The organism is Micromonospora sp. NPDC048909, from assembly GCF_040649635.1.
In the GTDB taxonomy this organism is placed as follows: domain Bacteria; phylum Actinomycetota; class Actinomycetes; order Mycobacteriales; family Micromonosporaceae; genus Micromonospora.
Map to the genome: position 1 here is coordinate 19,902 of NZ_JBEZFU010000022.1, position 18,842 is coordinate 38,743.

The 18,842-nt window shown below is 70.0% G+C and carries 19 protein-coding genes and 1 pseudogene; 16 read left to right on the forward strand and 4 right to left on the reverse strand.

The window, feature by feature from the left end:
• Window positions 1-180 precede the first annotated feature (180 nt).
• The 6 genes and pseudogenes from AB0C04_RS31570 to AB0C04_RS31595 form a co-directional block, all read left to right on the forward strand.
• Window positions 181-1,275 (forward strand): winged helix DNA-binding domain-containing protein, encoded by a 1,095-nt coding sequence (locus AB0C04_RS31570; protein WP_357061955.1) that lies wholly within the window; start codon window positions 181-183, stop codon window positions 1,273-1,275.
• An 82-nt stretch (window positions 1,276-1,357) separates the two neighbouring features.
• Entirely contained in the window at window positions 1,358-1,486 is a 129-nt protein-coding gene (locus AB0C04_RS31575; protein ID WP_357061958.1) for a hypothetical protein, read from the forward strand.
• Window positions 1,487-1,884: 398 nt separating this feature from the next.
• Window positions 1,885-2,214: a hypothetical protein gene (locus AB0C04_RS31580; protein WP_357061961.1), complete on the forward strand. Its 330-nt coding sequence runs from the start codon at window positions 1,885-1,887 to the stop codon at window positions 2,212-2,214.
• A gap of 254 nt (window positions 2,215-2,468) precedes the next feature.
• Window positions 2,469-3,683: a cyanophycinase gene (locus AB0C04_RS31585; protein ID WP_357061964.1), complete on the forward strand. Its 1,215-nt coding sequence runs from the start codon at window positions 2,469-2,471 to the stop codon at window positions 3,681-3,683.
• A gap of 99 nt (window positions 3,684-3,782) precedes the next feature.
• On the forward strand, window positions 3,783-4,115 hold the full coding sequence (locus tag AB0C04_RS31590; protein WP_357061967.1) for a putative quinol monooxygenase: 333 nt from the start codon (window positions 3,783-3,785) through the stop codon (window positions 4,113-4,115).
• A 422-nt stretch (window positions 4,116-4,537) separates the two neighbouring features.
• Window positions 4,538-4,630: pseudogene (locus AB0C04_RS31595) on the forward strand (transposase); the annotation flags it as partial.
• 65 nt (window positions 4,631-4,695) lie between these two features.
• Here the strand turns inward: AB0C04_RS31595 and AB0C04_RS31600 are convergent.
• The gene (locus AB0C04_RS31600) at window positions 4,696-5,079 is read right to left on the reverse strand and encodes a DUF1801 domain-containing protein (RefSeq protein WP_357061969.1); all 384 of its coding nucleotides are present in this window, start codon (window positions 5,077-5,079) and stop codon (window positions 4,696-4,698) included.
• 643 nt (window positions 5,080-5,722) lie between these two features.
• Between AB0C04_RS31600 and AB0C04_RS31605 the strand changes: the two genes are divergently transcribed.
• The 8 genes from AB0C04_RS31605 to AB0C04_RS31640 all read left to right on the forward strand — a co-directional run bounded on the left by AB0C04_RS31605 (window position 5,723) and on the right by AB0C04_RS31640 (window position 13,201).
• The gene (locus tag AB0C04_RS31605; RefSeq protein ID WP_357061972.1) at window positions 5,723-6,922 is read left to right on the forward strand and encodes a low temperature requirement protein A; all 1,200 of its coding nucleotides are present in this window, start codon (window positions 5,723-5,725) and stop codon (window positions 6,920-6,922) included.
• A gap of 458 nt (window positions 6,923-7,380) precedes the next feature.
• On the forward strand, window positions 7,381-7,674 hold the full coding sequence (locus tag AB0C04_RS31610; RefSeq protein WP_357061974.1) for a DUF302 domain-containing protein: 294 nt from the start codon (window positions 7,381-7,383) through the stop codon (window positions 7,672-7,674).
• Window positions 7,675-8,145: 471 nt separating this feature from the next.
• Window positions 8,146-8,370: a BBE domain-containing protein gene (locus tag AB0C04_RS31615; protein WP_357061977.1), complete on the forward strand. Its 225-nt coding sequence runs from the start codon at window positions 8,146-8,148 to the stop codon at window positions 8,368-8,370.
• Window positions 8,371-8,594: 224 nt separating this feature from the next.
• On the forward strand, window positions 8,595-10,034 hold the full coding sequence (locus tag AB0C04_RS31620; RefSeq protein ID WP_357061979.1) for an APC family permease: 1,440 nt from the start codon (window positions 8,595-8,597) through the stop codon (window positions 10,032-10,034).
• Window positions 10,031-11,047, forward strand: coding sequence for an acetamidase/formamidase family protein (locus tag AB0C04_RS31625; RefSeq protein WP_357061982.1), 1,017 nt, complete (start codon window positions 10,031-10,033; stop codon window positions 11,045-11,047). The genes AB0C04_RS31620 and AB0C04_RS31625 overlap by 4 nt, the downstream gene beginning before the upstream one ends.
• Before the next feature lie 413 nt (window positions 11,048-11,460).
• Entirely contained in the window at window positions 11,461-12,459 is a 999-nt protein-coding gene (locus AB0C04_RS31630) for an RNA polymerase subunit sigma-70 (RefSeq protein WP_357061984.1), read from the forward strand.
• A 5-nt stretch (window positions 12,460-12,464) separates the two neighbouring features.
• On the forward strand, window positions 12,465-12,749 hold the full coding sequence (locus AB0C04_RS31635; protein ID WP_357061987.1) for a hypothetical protein: 285 nt from the start codon (window positions 12,465-12,467) through the stop codon (window positions 12,747-12,749).
• Window positions 12,746-13,201, forward strand: coding sequence for a DUF6069 family protein (locus tag AB0C04_RS31640; protein WP_357061991.1), 456 nt, complete (start codon window positions 12,746-12,748; stop codon window positions 13,199-13,201). Before AB0C04_RS31635 ends, AB0C04_RS31640 begins: the two co-directional genes overlap by 4 nt.
• A gap of 208 nt (window positions 13,202-13,409) precedes the next feature.
• Here the strand turns inward: AB0C04_RS31640 and rox are convergent, their stop codons facing one another.
• Entirely contained in the window at window positions 13,410-14,834 is a 1,425-nt protein-coding gene (rox, locus tag AB0C04_RS31645) for a rifampin monooxygenase (RefSeq protein WP_357062031.1), read from the reverse strand.
• 591 nt (window positions 14,835-15,425) lie between these two features.
• On the opposite strand from rox, the gene AB0C04_RS31650 reads away from it, so the two are divergent.
• A complete protein-coding gene (locus AB0C04_RS31650; RefSeq protein WP_357061993.1) occupies window positions 15,426-15,863 on the forward strand; it encodes a hypothetical protein in 438 nt (145 codons plus the stop codon).
• 237 nt (window positions 15,864-16,100) lie between these two features.
• On the opposite strand, the gene AB0C04_RS31655 is transcribed toward AB0C04_RS31650, so the two are convergent.
• A complete protein-coding gene (locus AB0C04_RS31655; RefSeq protein ID WP_357061995.1) occupies window positions 16,101-16,724 on the reverse strand; it encodes an HAD-IA family hydrolase in 624 nt (207 codons plus the stop codon).
• Between the two features lie 73 nt (window positions 16,725-16,797).
• A complete protein-coding gene (locus tag AB0C04_RS31660) occupies window positions 16,798-17,808 on the reverse strand; it encodes a DMT family transporter (RefSeq protein ID WP_357061997.1) in 1,011 nt (336 codons plus the stop codon).
• 72 nt (window positions 17,809-17,880) lie between these two features.
• Here AB0C04_RS31660 and AB0C04_RS31665 point away from each other — a divergent pair, with 72 nt between their 5' ends.
• Window positions 17,881-18,804 carry a LysR substrate-binding domain-containing protein gene (locus AB0C04_RS31665; RefSeq protein ID WP_357062000.1) on the forward strand — a complete coding sequence of 308 codons (924 nt, stop codon included), beginning with the start codon at window positions 17,881-17,883 and terminating at the stop codon, window positions 18,802-18,804.
• The last annotated feature ends 38 nt before the right edge of the window (window positions 18,805-18,842 follow it).

An 18,842-nucleotide genomic window follows, 5' to 3' on the forward strand; every position in this document is an offset into this window, starting at 1 on the left:
GCGCCAGCGGTTCTGGGCTGCCGGGCATGAGGCTCCAGCCAGATTGCCGACAGCGCCTGACTGGTGTTGAGCGACGGCCATGTCGTCGCCGCCGCAGGTGACCGCGCCCATGATCCAGTCGACGGGGAAGGCGGCACCGTGGCGAGACATCAGGCGACGCCCCCGTGAAATGATCCACGTATGCTGACCCGCCGCGATCTCAATCGTGCCCTGCTCGCGCGGCAGCTGCTGCTGGAGCGCTCGCCGCTGGGCCCGCTGGAGGCGATCGAGCAGCTCATGGGCCTGCCCGCCCAGGCGCCGAACCCGCCCTACCTCGGGCTGTGGACGCGGCTGCGGCGGTTCCAGATCGAGGACCTGTCGGCACTGCTCACCTCCCGCGCGGCTGTCCGCACCGCGCTGATGCGGGCCACGCCGTACCTGGTCAGCGCCCGCGACGCCACGGACATCCGGCCGCTTCTGCTGGCCGTGCAGGACCGCCACCTGGGCTCGTCGGGGCGCGAGCGGCTGCGCGGAGCCGATCCCGGCCGGGTCGCCGCCGCGGGACGGGCCCTTGTCGAGGAGCGACCGCGCACCATCAAGGAGCTCGGCGCGGAACTCAGCGCACGCTGGCCCGACGCCGAGCCCGCTGCGCTCGGCGCGGCGGTGCGCGCGGGCGTGCCGCTGGTGCAGGTGCCGCCGCACGGGCTGTGGGGCGCGGTCGGGCAGCCCGCGTACACCAGCGCCGAGCAGTGGCTGGGCGCCGGCGGCGGCCGGGGGACCACTCTGGGCGACCTGGTGGTGCGGTATCTGGCGGCGTTCGGCCCTGCGACGGTGCAGGACATGCAGGCCTGGTCGGGGCTCAGCGGGCTGCGCGAGGTGACCGACCGGCTCGGCGACCGGCTGGTCGCCTACCGCGACGAGGACGGCACCGAGCTGCTCGACCTGCCCGACGCCCCGCTGCCGCACCCGGACACTCCGGCGCCGGTGCGCTACGTCGCCGACTTCGACGCGATCGTGGTCTCCCACGACGACACCAGACGGATCATGGACGACCGGGACCGCCGCGACGTGTTCGGCGTGCCCGGCATCATCCCCGGGACGGTGTTGGTCGACGGGTTCGTCCAGGCCATCTGGAAGATCACCCGGCGGAAGGGCGCGGCGACGCTGGTCGTGCGGCCGCTGTTCCAGATCCCCACCCGCGACGTGCACGACCTGACCGAGGAGGGCGAGCGGCTGCTCGCGTTCGCCGCGCCCGACGCCGTACAGCGCGACGTGCGGTTCAATTCCCGCTGGTGAGCCGTGCCCGGGCAGGCGCAGGAGCGGCAGCGGCCGGTGAGTCCGGACGATCCAGGCCTCGTACCCGTTGAGCGCCAGCAGGATGACGACCAGCAGCGCGGCCGTGACCAGCGCCGGGACCACGACGGCGATCGCCGGGACCGCGCAGCAGGCGAGCGCGGCGGAGAACCGCTGCGGCGTCGCGGCGCCGAACACGCGCCACCGGGCGTAGCAGAATCCGGCCAGGTAGAGCGCGGCGCCGGGGGCCAGCCCCAGCTCGGGGCGCTGCAGGCCGCCCACCCAGGTCTTCCCTGGCCGGTGCACCGGCGGGCGAACACCAGGCCGGCCGCGATCAGCGAGAGGAACGCGGCGGTGCCGCAGGGCAGCAGGAGCCGGGCTCGACGGTGACGGGCCGGCGTTTCCGGTGGCGGAGGGTGACGGATGACCTCATGTGCGGCGCCCTTTCGTGACGGCTGTGACATGCCGACGAACGGAGTGCGGCCGGATCGACAGCGTCGGAGACAATCTCGGGGACGGAATCCGGGCAGGTCAGGCCGCCGACCTGTCGAGGTTTGCCGGGGGACGCAGTGGTGAAGAAGGGCGGCACAGGTACCTGAGGGGGAAACCGCCATGTCCGAGACAAGCCATAACGACGGCGCCGGCCGTCCCGACGGGGTGATCGACCCGATGCTGTGGCGGCTCGCCCTCGGGGTGGCCGACGCGCACGAGCCCGACGGCGAGGGCGGCTGTCGCAACCTGCTCTGCGCCGGCGAGGCGTGGCCGTGCCCGCCGTGGAACAACGCCCAGCGGGCGCTGCAGATCGCCCAGGCCGAAGCGGCGGCGGAGGCGACCGGTGGGACGGCGCCGCACTCCGGCTGGTCCGGCGCCCCGGTGGTGCCGACGGCCCGTCGAGCGGGCGCGGCGCCGCGTCAGTCCGAGGCGACCGCCTCGGCCGCCTGACGCGTTCAGGGCGGCGTGGGATGGGCCGGCGTCGGTACTGAACGTCGCCGCCCGCCGGACCCACGGCCCGAAACGGCACATGGGCCGAACCGGGTCAGCGCCGGCCGACGTGGCCCACGACTACGCCGTACACGTCGAGCCGAACGTCTGGGTCCGGCACCGCCTCTAGGCGCTGCCGATCACGGGCACACCCGCGCGCATCGACAGATTCGCCTTCCTTGACGCGCGTCGACCGGACGACCTAGCGTCAGCCCATGAACCGGCCGAGGTTTCTGCCGCTGCTGACCGCCCTGATCATCGCTGTAGCCGCGGCGGCGGTGCCGTCATCCGCCGCTTCCGCCGCGCCCGCCGGTGCGAGCACCGGCCCGGGCACGGTGATGCTGATCGGTGGCGCGCTCGACGACGACAACAGCGCCGTCTACGGAGAGTTCGTCCGCCAGGCCGGCGGCGCGCAGGCCCGCATCGGCGTGCTGAGCGCGTCCTCGGCGACGCCACACTCGAGCGCCAACCAGGTCGGCAAGCTCCTCGAGCGGTACGGGGCCGCCGAGGCCACCTGGATCCCGGTCAACGTCAAACGGGACGGCAGCGGCGACGACCCGGAGCACGCCGCCCTGGCCGCGTCCATGACCGGCTTCTTCTTCGCCGGTGGTGACCAGTTCCGCTACGTCCAGTCCATGATCCACCCGGACGGCTCCGACGGCGCGGTGCTCGCCGCCGTCCGGCAGCGCTTCCTCGCCGGCGCGCCGGTCGCGGGCACCAGCGCCGGCATGCAGATCTTCGCCGGCCCCGACATGATCACCGGCGGGTCGAGCTACCACGGCGTACGCGACGGTGCCCAGCCCGGCTACTTCGACACCGACGAGGTCCTCGGTTACTGGCCGGCCGGCGGGTTCAACTTCTTCACCTCCGGGCTGGTCGACACCCACTTCGACGCGCGCGGCCGCAACGGGCGTTCGATCCGACTCGCCGCCGACACCGGCCACGACCGGGTGTACGGGGTGGGGGAGGACACTGCTCTGATCGTCACCGGCGCCGGCAGCGCCAACGAGACGGCCCGGGTGGTGGGCAGCAACGGGGTGTCGATCCTCGACCTGCGCTCGGCCCAGGTGGGTCAGGTCGCCGGGCACTGGTCGATCAGCGGTGTCCGCTGGAGCTATCTCACCGACGGCGACACCTACGATTCCGACCAGTGGCAGGTCACGACGGGCGCGACCAACGCACCGCTGGTCCCGGACAGCCGCCCGGCGGCCCCGCCGACCACGGACGTCTTCGGCTCGTACGCGCTGCGTGACGCGGCGCTCGACCTGGCCGACGCCGGGCTCTCCACCGCGACGGCTGGGACGACCGCGGAGACCGCGCCGCCGTTCGTGGTCGGCCTGGCCAAGGACGCGGCGTTCCGGGCGTACACGGTTGACGGGCTCGCTGCCGCCTCGTTCACCGACCTGACGCTCTCGATCCAGGCAGGTTGACCCGCCGCGGCGCGTTCCGCCCGGTACCTTGACCACCACGGCCCGACAGCCATCACGGCCACGACGCCGGTCGGCAGCCAGCCAAACGGGAGATGCCAGATGATCTTCATTACCGCGAAGTTCCGGGTGCTGCCGGAGTACGCCGACCGATGGCCCGAGATCGCCGGCGACTTCACCCGGGCCACCCGGGCGGAGCCGGGCTGCCTGTGGTTCGACTGGTCCCGCAGCATCGACGACCCGATCGAGTACGTGCTGGTCGAGGCGTTCCGGGACGGCGACGCCGGTGCTGCGCACGTGCAGTCCGAGCACTTCCGCACCGCCCAGCGGACCCTGCCGCCGCACCTCGCCGAGACTCCCCGGATCGTCAACACGACGATCCCGCAGGACGACTGGTCCGAACTCGGCGAGATGGCCGTCCCCGACCGCGGCTAGGCACGGCGCCCGAGCAACGGTCTCGATCGGCAGGCAGCAGGCGGTCAGCCTTCCCGGTATGCGGGCAGCCCGAGCGCGGTGCGGACTCTGCCGGCCTCCCGGGCTCCGCTGTGCGCCGCTGCTGCGCGGATCTCCCGCATCAGCGCGTCGCCGTCCACCGCCTCGCCGCCAATGCCGCAACGCGACGTCGTTCTCCTTGAGCAGCGCGCCCATCGGCGCCCGGACCTGTGCCGGCCAGGCCGTCTCGCGCAGCTCAACCGCGTGCGCCGCGTTCGTCCGGGCCACGTGGGCGGCCAGCGTACGGACCGTCCGCCACGGCTTCCCGGCGTTGACCGCGTCCTCCAGCTCTTCCAACGCGGTGTTGTACGGCGCCACGATCGCCAGGTAGCGGCTCTTCGCCTCAGCAGGCGTCAGCGCGGCCGTGGGGGGACCTGCCGGAACGCTTCGGGCCGTGGAGGACCTGCCACGAACGGCTGCGTCACTGGACGGCCGATGGGACGTGGGATCGGGTCCTGGCTGCGGCGACCAGGCTCCCCCCGACGGCGGGTCGTGACCTGACACCCGCCAGTGTTGGGTAGCGCTATGCCCGGACCCAGTGGTTTACCAAGGACACCACAGCTGCCTGCTGGGACTGGATGGTTTCCAGGTCTGGGAAGGTCACGACGCCCCGGTCGGGTGCCAGCCATGTCATCAGCCCAGTGGGATCTTGGAAGGTGAACTCGGCAAGGTCCGGTCGGACCTTCGCTCCGCGGTGGAAGATGAGTTGCAGACGGTCAGCGGGTCGCAGCCGGAAGGTCACCCGGTCCTCTCCGTTGTACCGGAAGCTTGGGGCGTTCCATTTCACATGCTCTGAGATGTCAGCGTTCGACGCCAGGATTGCCAATCTCAACTCCTCGACACCGGCCTTCAGCGGGTGATCGAGAGTCGCCATGAAGTCGTCAACCTCGCCAGGCTTGCTTGGCACCTGCCACGTCCTTCCGTGGTGTCACCGAAGTATGAGAGGTGATCAGTCTGACATCTGCGGCTGACACCAACGGTTGCGGACGGCGGTGGACAGACGCGGACCAGCGGCCGGGCCGGCCGGGACGTGGCAGACGTCGGTGAACGGCACGGCACATGCTGGAAGCGCCTTGTACACGAGACGTGGGCGGTTCAGTTGAGAGGATGGGTGCCGAACTCGATCAGTGCCCGGCCGCCGGCCCGGGAGCCGCGCCGACCGCTAACGGATGTATTCGTACTGCGTAGGACGGCTGCTCGGCCCATTCCTCCGTGTACCGGATCTGCCTGACCTGGCGGTCATCGAGATAGAGGGCGAGGGCGGCGGGTGCGGTGACCAGGCGCAGGGCGGGCAGGTCGACTGGTGCTTCCGCGTCCTGTAGTCGATGCCTGCGGCGGGGTCAGCCCTGCGCGGAGCGCGCGTAGCACGTCGGTCAGCCGGCCGTTGTCTGAATGGGAGAGCACGACGCTGGGCGCGGGGGCGGCCCTCGTCGGCCGTCAAGCCCTTCAGTCACCGGGAGGTGCGTCTTACGCGTGGGGGGCGTGGCGACGTGGTACGACTGCTTCAGCGACAAGCGGACGAAGCGGGCGGGCCGGTGACGACGAACAGAGTGGCCAGTCTGCTGCGCAAGCGCGAGAGTCCGCAGCGTCCGACCTTCCTGGAACTGTTCTTCGATCTGGTGTACGTCTTCGCGCTCACCCGGATCGTGCACGAGTTGGTGCTGGACTACACCAGGGGTCACGTCGCCGACACGTTGACTACTTCCCTCTCGGAAAACGGCGAGACTCTGCTGCTGCTCCTGGCCCTCTGGTGGATCTGGACCCAGACGGCGTGGATGACCAGCAGGTTCGACCCGTTCCAGCCGGCGATCCAGTTCGTTGTCGTCGCGACGATGTTCGGGAGTCTGCTTCTGGCGGTCGCGATATCCGGGGCTCTCGCCGAGACCGGCGTGCTCTTCGCGAGCACGTACGTTGCGATCCAGGTGGGCCGTAGCCTCTTCTTCGTACTCACCCTGCGGGGTCACGGTCTGCGGCGCGTCAACATGCTGGCGCTCGTGTGGTTCGGCGCGTCGGCCGTGCCGTGGCTTGTCGGAGCTTTCGCACCAGAGCTGACGCGTAATTCGCTGTGGACGCTGGCCCTGGTGATCGATTACCTGGGGGGCAGACTCGGTTGGCCGGTACCGCGGCTGGGTCGCTCGCAGGTGTCCCCGTGGGCCGTCGCGGGCGAGCACCTGGCCGAACGCTACTGGCAGCTCGTCATCGTCGCGCTTGGTGAGACGATCCTGACCTCCGGATCGAGTCTTCTACGCGGTCCGATCGTGGCCGAACGAACATTGGCCCTTGCATTGTCGTTCCTCACCACGGTGCTGCTGTGGCGAATCTACTTCTACCGAGCCGGCCAGATCTTGGGCGAGGCCATCGCGGCCTCCGCCGATCCAGCCAGGCTCGGTCGGTCGGCCGAGCTCTCCCACCTGCTCATGGTGGCCGGCATCGTCGCCACCTCGGCCGGTTCCGAACTCATCCTCATAGATCCAACGGGACACGCCAAACCCGCCTGGGTCGGCGCCATCCTCGGCGGACCCGCGCTGTACCTCGCCGGACGCTCGGTATTCGAGCACGTGGCATTCGCCCGCGTGTCCCGGCCACGGCCGATCGGGATCCTCATTCTCGCGGCCTTAGCGCCGGTGATGGTCGGCCTGCCGCCACTCTGGGTCGCTGCAGCAGCCGCCGCCGTCCTGCTCGGCGTCGCCGTCTCGGACGGGATCCGAGCCCACGGACGCCCACTGGAGCAGGCCTCGCCGCCACGCTGACGCGGACGGCCCGTCCTGTCCGCAGAGCTTCGCCAACGACCTCACCCGCCGCCCGCAGCTGATGCTCAACACCTGAAGCTGACGACCGCCACCGCCCCGTCGAACGAGATCGCGTCAGAGGGCGGCGAGCTCCGGCCTGCGCGGAGCCGGCCGCCGGGTCACCGAGCGGCGGCCGGCTCGACGCAAGCCTTTGCAGGTGAAGGTCGGGGCCGTGCCGGATGACGAAGTCCCTGCTCCGATTGTGGGCCTATACGCAGCGATCCTCCGGGCCGGCGGCCGATCACGGCAAACCTCTCCGCACCGGCCTCGGTTGCGGGCAAGATGAGATGGATTCTGCCCAGCGACACGGTGAGCGGGGGTCGGCCGTGAACGACGGATTGGTGACCAGGCGGAGCGCACACGATGTCGGAGAGACAATCTCTGCGCTGCGGGCTGAGGCGGAACGCGTAGGCGCTGCGGTGGCAGCGGTGGTCGACCATGCGGCGGCCGCTCGCAAGGCCGGGCTGAGCATGCCCGACACGCAGGTGATCATCTTTGGTAACCCGCAGGCGGGCACTCCGCTCATGCAGGCCCATCCCGAGATCGCCATCGACCTGCCAATGCGACTCATGGTGCGGGACGACGGCCAGCCCGGTTCGCTGGTCACCTGGCAGGACCCCGCGTACCTCGCCCAGCGGTACGGACTGGGCGAGGATCAGCTTGCACCCCTGAACGCCCCGGCCAAGATCGCCTCCGCGGTCGACGGCCGCTGAGCACGGCCCGAATCGGCCGGTCACACAGCCTGCACGAGGCCACCCGGGCGTCGCCCGTCGCGGGCCCGGGGTGACCGTCGGCAGCGCGAACCCAAGGCCGAGCAGGAGAGGTCCCGATGGCTCGTCCGTGTCCCGCCGAACTTTTCCGGCATCCCGTTCGGGCCGGCCGGCCAGTCCGGCTCCATGCTCGCGTGTAGAAGGCGACAGGACCGGAAGGCTATGGAATGACGTACGTCATCGACCGGGACAGTCTGGCCCGGCTCCGACGTACGAGACGTCGGCCCTGCTCCGCGATTTTCCCGCAGAGGCCGCCGAGGCGCTGATCGCCGTCGCCGGCCCGGGCGTCGACACCCCGGCGACGATCGAGCTCCGCCAGCTCGGCGGCGCGCTTGGCCGCGAACCGCGTGTGCCAAACGCCGTCGGCAACCGGGACGCTGCTTCCAGCTCTCCGCCGCAGCGTTCGCGCCCGGCATGGCCGAGGAGTTCCGCACGCCGTTGGCCGCGCTCGCCGACGCGATGGTCCCCTGGGCGACGGGCCGCAAGCAGGCCAACTTTCTGACCGGCTACGACACCACGGTTGAGGCGGTGGCGCGGGCCCACGAACCAAACACCTACCACCGTCCGGTGGAGGTCAAGCGGGCCTTCGACCCGCGCAACATGTTCCGCGTCAACCACAACATCAGCCCGGGACGGTAGACGACGTGCCCTGAAGACGGTGGCCGGCGGTGAGGTGACTGGGGCAACGCCTCGCCGCTCGGATCTTCGCTCGTTCATCGTGGCCACCAGGCTCGCCGCCAACCGGTCAAGCCTGACTTTTTCTGAGTCGGGAATTCGCGATGCTCTCAATCCAGGCAGATAGATCTAGCTGTTCATCGATGGCTGGGCTAACGTGCGGCCTCACCAGATCAAGGAGGCGTGCCGTGACTCAACCTCCCGACCCATCCAAGACAGTCACTCGGGTCGAACAATTCGGCTACCGACAGGAACTGAGTCGGACCCTCAGCTTCACCGACCTGCTCATCTACGGACTGATCTTCATGGTGCCGATCGCCCCCTTCGGGATCTTCGGCAGCGTGTACGCCGGCTCCGGTGGCATGGTCGCGCTGGCCTACATCATCGGCATGGTGGCGATGATGTTCACCGCCCTGTCGTACGCGCAGATGGTCCGCGCGTTCCCCATGGCCGGCTCCGTCTACAGCTACACCGGTCGCGGCATCGCACCGCCCGTCGGCTTCCTCGCCGGCTGGGTGATCCTGCTCGACTACGTCCTCGTGCCCGGTCTGCTCTACCTGGTGGCCAGCGTGGCCATGCACTCCCTCGTGCCCGGCGTGCCGGTGTGGGCGTGGCTGGCGGCCTTCGTCGTACTCAACACCGTCGTCAACTACTTCGGCATCCGGATGACCGCCCGGGTCAACCGGGTGATGCTCGCCGCCGAGGTGGTCATCCTCGTGATCTTCCTGGTCGTCGGCGTGATCGCGCTGGCGCAGGGCAAGGGTGCGGGCTTCTCGCTCCGGCCACTGTACGACGCGGACACCTTCTCCTGGCCGCTGGTCTTCGGCGCGGTGTCGATCGCCGTGCTCTCCTTCCTCGGCTTCGACGGGATCTCCATGCTGGCCGAGGAGAGTCGCGAGGAGGCCCGGCAGATCGGCCGGGCGATGATCGCGGCACTGCTGCTGGCCGGTGCGCTGTTCGTCGTCCAGACGTGGGTCGCGGCCCTGCTGGTGCCGGACGCGGCCGGTCTGCTCGACAACGGCGACCCCGAGGGAACCGCGTTCTACGACGCGGCCCGGGCGGCCGGCGGGGGCTGGCTGGCCGGGCTGACCGCCCTGGCCACCGCGATCGCCTGGGGCTTCGCCAACTCCCTGGTCGCGCAGGCCGCGACCTCCCGCCTGCTGTACGCGATGGCCCGCGACCGGCAGATGCCGCGCTTCCTCGCCCGGATCAACTCGAAACACAAGGTGCCGGCCAACGCCACCCTGCTGGTCGCCGCCATCTCCCTGGCGCTCGGGCTCTACATGGCCAGCCGGGACGACGGCATCTCGCTGTTGTCCACACTGGTCAATTTCGGGGCCATGACCGCGTTTCTGGCGCTGCACGTCTCCGTCGTGACCCACTACGTCGTGCGCAACGGCAGCCGGGACTGGTTGCGGCACCTGGTGGTGCCGGTGATCGGGTTCCTGATCCTGCTCTACGTCGTCATCAACGCCAAGGTCGCCGCCCAGGTGCTCGGTTTCGTCTGGTTGGGCGTCGGACTGCTGGTCCTGCTGGCCTTCTACCTGACGGGCCGGCGTCCCGAGCTCGCCGCGCTCGTCGAAGTCGCCCACGACAGCACTGATGAGCCGGTGAAGGAGACGCAGTGAACACGGACGTGGTGAAGTACCGGCCGGAGCCGGAGGAACTCTCCTACACCTTCGGCGGGCGCGAGGCGGTGCTCCGGGTGCGCCCGGGCACGATCCTCGAGCTGTACACCGAGGACTGCTTCGGCGGCCGGGTCCGGAGCACCGACGACCTGCCCTCGCAGGTCTGCCAGTTCCCGTACCTCAACCCGGTGACGGGGCCGATCCACGTCGAGGGGGCCGAGCCCGGGGATACCCTCGCCGTGCACTTCATCTCCATCGAGCCGGCCCGGGACTGGGCCGTGTCCACGACCTTTCCGCACTTCGGCGCGCTTACCGGCACCCACACCACGGCGACCCTGCAGCCCCCGCTCGACGAGGTGGTCTGGCGGTACGACGTCGACGTCGCCGCGGGCACGGCGACGTACCGGGCACGCCGGGGCGACTACACCGTGGCGCTGCCGCTGGATCCGATGCATGGCACCGCAGGCGTGGCACCGGGTGCTTTCGAGGCGCGGATGACGATCACCCCGGACGCGCACGGCGGCAACATGGACACGCCGGAGCTGCGGGCCGGAGTCACCGCGTACTTCGGCGTGAACGTGTCGGGAGCGCTCTTCGCCCTCGGTGACGGGCACTGCCGGCAGGGTCATGGCGAGGTGTGCGGCACCGGCATCGAGGCGGCCATGAACACCACGGTCGTGGTGGACGTCGTCAAGGGGGTCGGCACCCCGTGGCCGCGGCTGGAGTCGGACGACGCACTGATGTCCACCGGCTCGGCCCGCCCGCTGGAGGACGCCTACCGGATCAGCCAGCACGATCTGGTCACCTGGACCGCCGAACTGGTCGGGCTGGACCAGCTCGACGCGTACCAACTGGTCAGCCAGGCCGGTGAGGCTCCGGTCGGCAACGTGTGCGACACGAACTACACGATGGTCGCGAAGGTGGACAAGCGCTATCTGGGCGGGGTCGGCGGGTACGAGGGGATGCACGCCCGGCTGCGTGAGACGGCCCGCCACTATCTGACCCACCGCTGATCGGGGTAGGGGCCGGCCGGGTCGCCCCCGGCCGGTCTCGCCACCCGCTGAGGTGGCTGCGCCAGCACTGACGGTGTGAACACCGCCGGCCGCGCCTCTTGCCGTCGCATGGCGGGCTCGTTCTCCCTGATCGATGATTTCGCGAAGGACTACCTGCACGCGCCGTCCTCGTGCCGTGCCCGTGCGTCCATGCCCGCCGCGCCGACGTGAACCAGGCGACCCCGGCACGCGCCAGGCGGTCGCGCGCCTGCGCCCACTCCGGCGGACCCGCGCTTTCCTCGCCGTACCGCGCGTCGTGCTCCGCCACCGGAACCGGCACTGGATCAGCTATGCCGACCGACCCGAGTGATGAGTTGTCGCGCCCGCACCCGTCACACCTACGACGGGACACGACGAGGCGGAAGGATGACGTGATGAGTGCGGACACGCGGCTGGAGGAGCTGGGCGTGAGCGGTCTGGGCGAGGTCGACGAGCCGGCGTTCTCGGGGCTGGCGGAGCGGCACCGGCGGGAGCTGCACGTGCACTGCTACCGGATGCTCGGGTCGTTCGAGGACGCCGAGGACACCGTGCAGGAGACGTTCCTGCGTGCCTGGCGGCGGCGCGAGACCTTCGAGGGGCGGTCGACGTTCCGCGCCTGGCTGTACCGGATCGCCACCAACGCCTGCCTGGACCTGCTCGCCAAGTGCCGCCCGGAGCCCGCGACCGGCGGCGAGGTGCTGTGGCTGCAGCCCTACCCGGACCGGCTGCTCGACGAGCTGCCCACGGGCGACGCGGACGACCCGGAGACCGTCGCCGTCGCGCGGGAGACGATCGAGTTGGCGTACCTGGTCGCAGTCCAGCACCTCGCGCCGCGCCCACGGGCCGTGCTGATCCTGCGGGACGTGCTCGGCTGGCCGGCGAAGGACGTCGCGGAGCTCCTCGGCGACTCCGTCAACTCCGTCAACAGCGCGCTGCAGCGGGCCCGCGCCCGCATGCGGGAGCACCTGCCCGCCGAGCGGCAGGACTGGACCGGCGGCGAGGAGGACGCCGGGACGCGTGAGCTGGTACGCCGCTTCACCGACGCCAGCGTGGCCACGGACATCGACCGGCTCGCCGCAATGCTGCGGGACGACGTCCGCTGCTCGATGCCGCCCACCCCGGGCCTGTACGTCGGCCGTGACGCGGTGGTGCGCGACTGGGTCGAGAGCGGCTTCGGGGACATGACGGGGCTGCGCGCCGTCCCCACCTACGTCAACCGGCAACCCGCCCTCGCCTTCTACCAGTGGCGGAAGCAGGAGGGCGCGTACTTGCCGCTGACGATCGACGTCCTGCGCGTCACCGGCGGGGCTATCACCGAGATCGTGATCTTCCACGACGACCAGTTCCCGCGGCTCGGGCTGCCGGAAAGCCTGCCGGCGGACGGCACGGAGTAGTCCCGATGTGGACGCTCGCGCTGCGCGGTGGCGCGCGTGTCGCGGTGGTCGCGGCGGAGTGGTCCGACGCGTTCGGCGTCGTCATCTGCGGGCGGGTGCAGCTGGAGCTGCGCGACGGCGAGCCCGGGCCGATCCTCGGACGCGACGCCGGGTTCTGGCTCCGCGGCACCGGCGTCCGCGCCCTGCGCAACCCCGGCCGTCGCACAGCGAGGGTACGCATCGTCACGCCCAGGACCAGGACCGACACGCCCCCAGTACGCCAGTTGCCGAATGATGGAGGAACGACATGAACAGCATGGATGACACCGGGGTCGAAGCGGGCCCGGCATCGGGCCGGACCAGCCACACCCACCGACTCCGCGGGCTCGCCGTCACCGGCTTCATTGCCACGCTCGCAGCGATGGTGGCCACCACCCTCGCCGCTGCGCTCGCCCAGGTCGTTGGCGTCGATTTCGAGATCCCCGATGGTGGCGAGACGATCCCGTTGTCCGGGTTCGCCGTGGTGACCGGCTTCTTCTCGGTCGTGGGCATCGCCATTGCCGTCGCTCTTCTTCGTTGGAGCGCTCGCCCCGCCGACCGATTCGTGTGGACGGCAGTGTCGCTGACCGCTATCTCGTTGGTCCCGCCCCTCCTCTCCGGGGCGGACACCGCCACCACCACCGCCCTCCTCGGGCTGCACCTCGTCCCTGCGGCGGTGATGATCCCCACCCTGGCGCAAGGCCTCCGCACCCGGACCGATTGACGACCCCGCAACGGGGCGCTCAGCGCTCGCCCGGGACCTGGTCGAGACCCGGACAGCATCACCGGCCACCGACGCTGGCATGGCAATTTTCCGCCATGCCAGCGGGCGGTGGATGTCCGACGAGAACGCCGACCACTCCCAGCTCCTGGCCGACAGCGCCGCAAATGCGCTCGCTATCTCGCCATCATTTTCGGTTGCTCAGGCGAAATCAGTTGGCGGGCTTGCCGAACCAGCGGGAGAGGTGGTCGTCCAGGTCCTGCTGATCGTCGCCGATCCAGGCGACGTGGCCGTCGGGGCGTAGCAGGACGCACGGAACATCCAGTACCGCGGTGGGATCCGCGAGGTGATCGACCCGGTCCGACCAGCCGCCGACGGTGAGGCGTTCGGTGCGGTCCAGCAGCAGGCCGCGGCCGCGATGCAGCAGATCGTAGAGGTGGCCCTGTTTCACGTCGATGTCGCGCAGGCGGCGGCCGAGCAGGTCGGGGCCCTCGCCGAAGTCGTAGCGGATGCCGATCGCGGTGATCTTCTCAATCAGATGGCGGTTCACCTCGTCGAAGTCCATCAGTTCGGTGAGCAGCCTGCGCACGGCCCGCGGGCCTGGTTCGGTGGACGACAGTTCCATCTGGGCGCGGGTGTTGTCCAGCACGTCCTCGGCGACCGGATGACGTTCGGCCTGGTAGGTGTCCAGCAGTGTTTCCGGCGCCCAGCCGCGGATCTGTGCGGCCAGTTTCCAGCCGAGGTTGAATGCGTCCTGAACGCCCAGGTTGAGGCCCTGTCCGCCGATGGGTGGATGGATGTGTGCCGCGTCGCCGGCCAGTAGCACCCGCCCGACCCGATACCGTTCGGCTAGCCGTGTGGCATCCCCGAAGCGGGACAACCAGCGCGGGGAGTGCACGCCGAAATCGGTTCCGGCGATGGTGCGCAACTGTTGTCTGAAATCCTCGAGGGTGGGCGGTTGCGCACGGTCGCTGACTCCCGCGGCGGGGACTAGGACGCTATAGACCCCTTCGCCGAAGGGCCGGAGCCAGAATCGCTGATGGGTCTCGCGGATTTCGGTCACCTTGGTGGCGATCTCCTCCTGCGGCACACCCACTTCCATCTCGCCCATCAGCGTCTCGGTCCGCGAGGGCTCGCCGGGGAAGCCGACGCCGAGTAGTTTGCGCACCGTACTGCGCCCGCCGTCACAGCCGACGAGATAGCGCGAACGCAGCTGCTCCCCGTCGGCCAGCTCGACGGTCACACCGTCGTCGTCCTGCTCGAAATCGGCCACCGCACAACCGCGCCGGACCTGCGCACCCAGTTCGATGGCATGTTCCTCGAGCAGCTGAACGATGACCGGCTGCGGGATGCCCAGCAGATAGGCGTGCGCGGAATCCAGACCCTCGGGGGCGGGTTTGTTGATGGCGGCGAAGAAGCCACCGGCCGGGCGCTGTCTTCCGCGTTCGAGAATGCGCTCCAGCAGCCCGCGCATCGCCATCAGCTCGATACTGCGAACATGCAGGCCGACTATGCGGACGAACGACACGGGTGCGGTTTCCTTCTCCAGGACCAGTACCCGCACATCGTGCAGCCGCAGTTCGGCGGCCAGCATCGCACCGGTCGGCCCGCACCCGGCAATGATCACGTCGAACATGAGGGGCGCGCGATCGGTGCCGGAGGCCGGCGATGGGAGTCCGGGGACGTCGCCGACGGAGGAGTCGCGTTGGACCGTATCGGTCGATGACGGCTCGGCGGTGAACTGCAGAGAGTGCATAGGTGTTGCCTTTCGGGAGTGCCTTGTTGGCGAGGCGCTCCCAGCGACACCTACGTCAATCGCCCGACCGTGACGGGAAGGGGGAGCACCCACATCGATACAGCGTTCATGGGTCTCACCTCCTCGGGCGGTGTCGCGGTCAGCTGCAAGCTACAAGCCCGAGCATCATCGCGTCCAGTCCTTTACCGGCCACGTGATCACGACTCCAATCGGGCCCGTGCTGCCGGCAGTTCGATGACGACGCGGACCAGGGCGTGCCCTTCCCCGGGTGCCCGATCCATTACGCCAGCCACCCTTGACCCCGGGCGGGCGGCGCGGCGCCTTTGGCGCACCCGAAGGGGTCGCCGCTCCGAGGATCCCTCCCGCAGGGGAGATGACTCACCTCAGGATGGGAGGCGCCATGGCGCCTGAATCCACGATCTTGCTGGTGTGAGAACTCATTTCGGCCCTCGTTGGGGGTACGGCGCGTTCGTGTGGCTGATCTTCTTCGTCGTGTCCCATGTGGTGGCGGTGTTCTGTCCTGGTGATGATCCGACCGGTGACGGACCGTGGGGTCTGCGGGCATACGTGATCTTCAACGTCGTTCTCATCCTCATGTCGGCCGTGGGGGCGGTTGTCGTCGTGGGCACCGTCCGACCGTGGGGACGGCGCGTCCCTCGGTGGGTGCTCCTCACACCGCTGTGGTTCGGCAGCGCGCTACTGGTTGTCCGGGGGGTTCCAGGGATGGTCGAAAACCTGCTCATGGCCGCGGGCATCCGCCGAGGCGGTTTCATGGGTGCGGAGGACATCTCCACTGCGGAGTTCTGGGCCGGCATTGGCATCAACACCTATTTCTTTGTGGGCGGGGTGCTGATGGTCGCGACAACGGTCTCCTACTTCCGTCGACCACGAAGCCAATTGCGCGGCTGACGGCGCAACCTTGCAGACGTCCAGCGCAGACGGAGAGCTCGGCGAGGGGCCCGAGCCGGACGCATGTTCACGGCGCCCTTGACCTAGTGAGACCGACCGTCGATCAGGACTCGACGTCACTGCTCCGGCGGTGGAGCTGCATGCGGTGTCGGGTGAGCGAGTGCCTGCGGCGACACCGGTCACCGCTGTGTTCGCCGAACGTGCCCGGGCGATGTGACCTCCGGCGCAAGGGCGCCGTTACGCCGAGGTCGACTGCAGCCGGCGTGTCAGATGTGCCAGGCCGTCTAGGCGCAGGTCGCCGTCGAGGCCCTTGAGCGCTGCGGTCATCGCGCCGGCAGCGCGCCCCGCCTGCAGCCCCACCTCGGCGTCCTCGACGACCAGGCACCGCGCTGGCGACGCGTCGAGAAGTTCGGCGGCACGCAGATAGCCCTGCGGGTCCGGCTTGCCCGCGCTGACGTCTTCCACCGTGACCAGCACAGGCGGATCGATGCCGGCGGCGCCGAGCCGGACCTTGGCTAGCCGGGCGTCGGCGCTGGTCACCACCGCCCAGGGCAGCCCCAGCCGGGCCAGCGTTGCCAGCAGTTCGTGGGCGCCCGGTGTGGGCCTGACGTCGGACAGGTCGTCGTACTGCAGCGCGAGCTGCCGCGCCGCCGCGGCGGTGACCGCGGCGTCGTCGAGCCAGGGCAATAGCCGGCGAACGGTGTGATCGGCGGGACTGCCGTGCGCTATCGCCAGCGCCGCCGTGGGGGAGACGCCGTATTCGGCCGACCATGCTCGCCAGGCCCGCTCGACAGCGGCGTCGGAGTCCACCAGAGTGCCGTCCATGTCGAACAACACCGCGTCGATGCCTGACAAATCCACGACCACGCTCCCGATTTAGCTGAAATCGTCCATTTCTATCACGCGGCCCTATCTCGGCAGCCGTGGAGTTGGCCTACCGTGCGACCGCCGTCGGTTCGGTACGGCCGTCCTGTGCTGGCTCCGGCACCTGGTGGCTCTTGGGGTTCGGTCGGTCAGGCACCCCAAGGAGCTGGGTTCGTGTTCGGGTGGCCCGGAGCTGCAGGACGGCGACGGAGGACAGCACCAGGGCGCCGCCGGCCAACTGCACCGGGGTCAGGGTTTCGCCGAGGATGAGCGTGGCCAGGGCGGCGGTGACCACGGGCTCGAAGGTGGACAGGATGGCGGCGGTCGACGGGCCGGTCTGCTTCAGACCGGCGAAGAAGGCCAGCATCGCCACCACGGTGGAAACCACGGCGATGCAGGCCAGCCAGAACCATCCCCACGCCCTGAAATCGAGGTCGACCCCGCCGGTGAACAGGGCGCGGCCGCCGAGGCTGCCGGCGGCGCCGGCCATCACCAGCGCGGATAGCACCACCGGTGCCAGCCGGTGCACGACGGTGTCGGCGACGAGGATGTAGATCGTGTAGGTGATCGCGGCTGCGAAGGCCAGCAGCGCCCCGAGCGGGTGGAAGCTCACGCCGCCGGCGCCGAGCAGGACCAGCAGGGTTCCGCCCGATGCGGCCACCAGCGCGGCGCCGCGTCTCGGGGTGAGCCGGTCGCGGCCGAGCAGCACCGCGCCGACGGTGACCAGGACCGGGTAGGTGTAGAGGATGAGCGCCAGCAGCGAGGCGTCCATCAGCTCCAGCGAGGAGAAGAACAGGCTCGCCTGCGTGGCGTAGCCGATGGCACCGAGCCCGATGGCGGTGGCCAGAGTGCGGCCGCGCGTCATCGCCGGCCGGCCGGCCGCCTCGCTCTGGTGCTGATCGGGTTCTGCGCGGCGTAGACCCGGCCTCACCAGCAGGACCACCCCTAGCAGCACGGCGGCCAGGGTGAAGCGCACCAGCAGCAGCGCTCCGGGCGAAACCCCGGCGTCGTAGGCGAGCTTGCCGAAGATCGCCATCGCGCCGAAGCCTGCGGCGGACAAGAGGCATAGTGCGGGACCCATGCCTCAAGGATTGGCAACCGGACTCTTCAGGTCCAGCGATGATTCTTGGAGCCGACTCGTTAGGATTCCCACATGACCGTGTTGGACCTTCGGCGGCTGGGCTTCCTGCGGGAGTTCGAGGAGCGCGGGACCTTGGCCGCGGTCGCCGCGGCGCTGGGCTACAGCCCCTCGACGGTGTCCCAGCAGCTCGCCATCCTGGAGAAAGAGGTCGGCGCCCGGCTGTTCGACAAGGCCGGGCGGGGCGTACGCCTCACCGACGCCGGACACCTGCTGGCTCAGCACGCACGCGTACTGCTGTCGGCGGCCGAAGCGGCAGAGGCCGACCTGGCCGCGCTGAGCGGTGACATCCGGGGCACTGTGCGCGCCGGGGGCCTGCAATCGGCCGCCCGTCGCCTGCTGGTCCCGGCCCTGGCTCGTCTGAGAGCCGATCACCCCCAGGTCCGCGTGGAGATCTTCGAGCTGGAACTCGAACAGTCCCTGCCGGGTCTGCGGCTGGGCGCGGTAGACCTGGTCATCGGCGACGAGTACGACGGTCATCCCCGGCCCCGCCCGGCCGGACTACGCTTCACGCTCCTGCTCGAAGAGCCGCTGAAGATTGTGTTGCCGGCAGCGCATCCGCTGGCCCGACCGGGAGGGCCCGTCGCGGTTGCCCAGCTGCGGTCCGACGTCTGGGCCACTTCCGCCGAGGGCACCGGTCACCACGCCATGGTCGTCGGGACCTGCCGGTCTCTCGGCGGATACGAGCCTGACGTGCGGCATCGCTGCAGCGACGCCGACGTGCAGCTCGAACTCGTCCGCGCCGCGGGCGCGGTCGCCCTCATGCCGGCACTGACCCTGCCCGCCAACGACCCCGCTCTCGCGATCCGTGACGTCGCCGAAGTCGCGGTCAAGCGCCGCCTGGTCGCCGTCACCCGAGACACGCCACCCGCCCCCGCACTGACGGCCCTTTTGACGGCGGTGACGGGCCAGGCGAACGCGGTCAGAGGTGCACGGTGACGCCAACGAGGATCGCTAATCAGTTGCCGGTCGGGGCG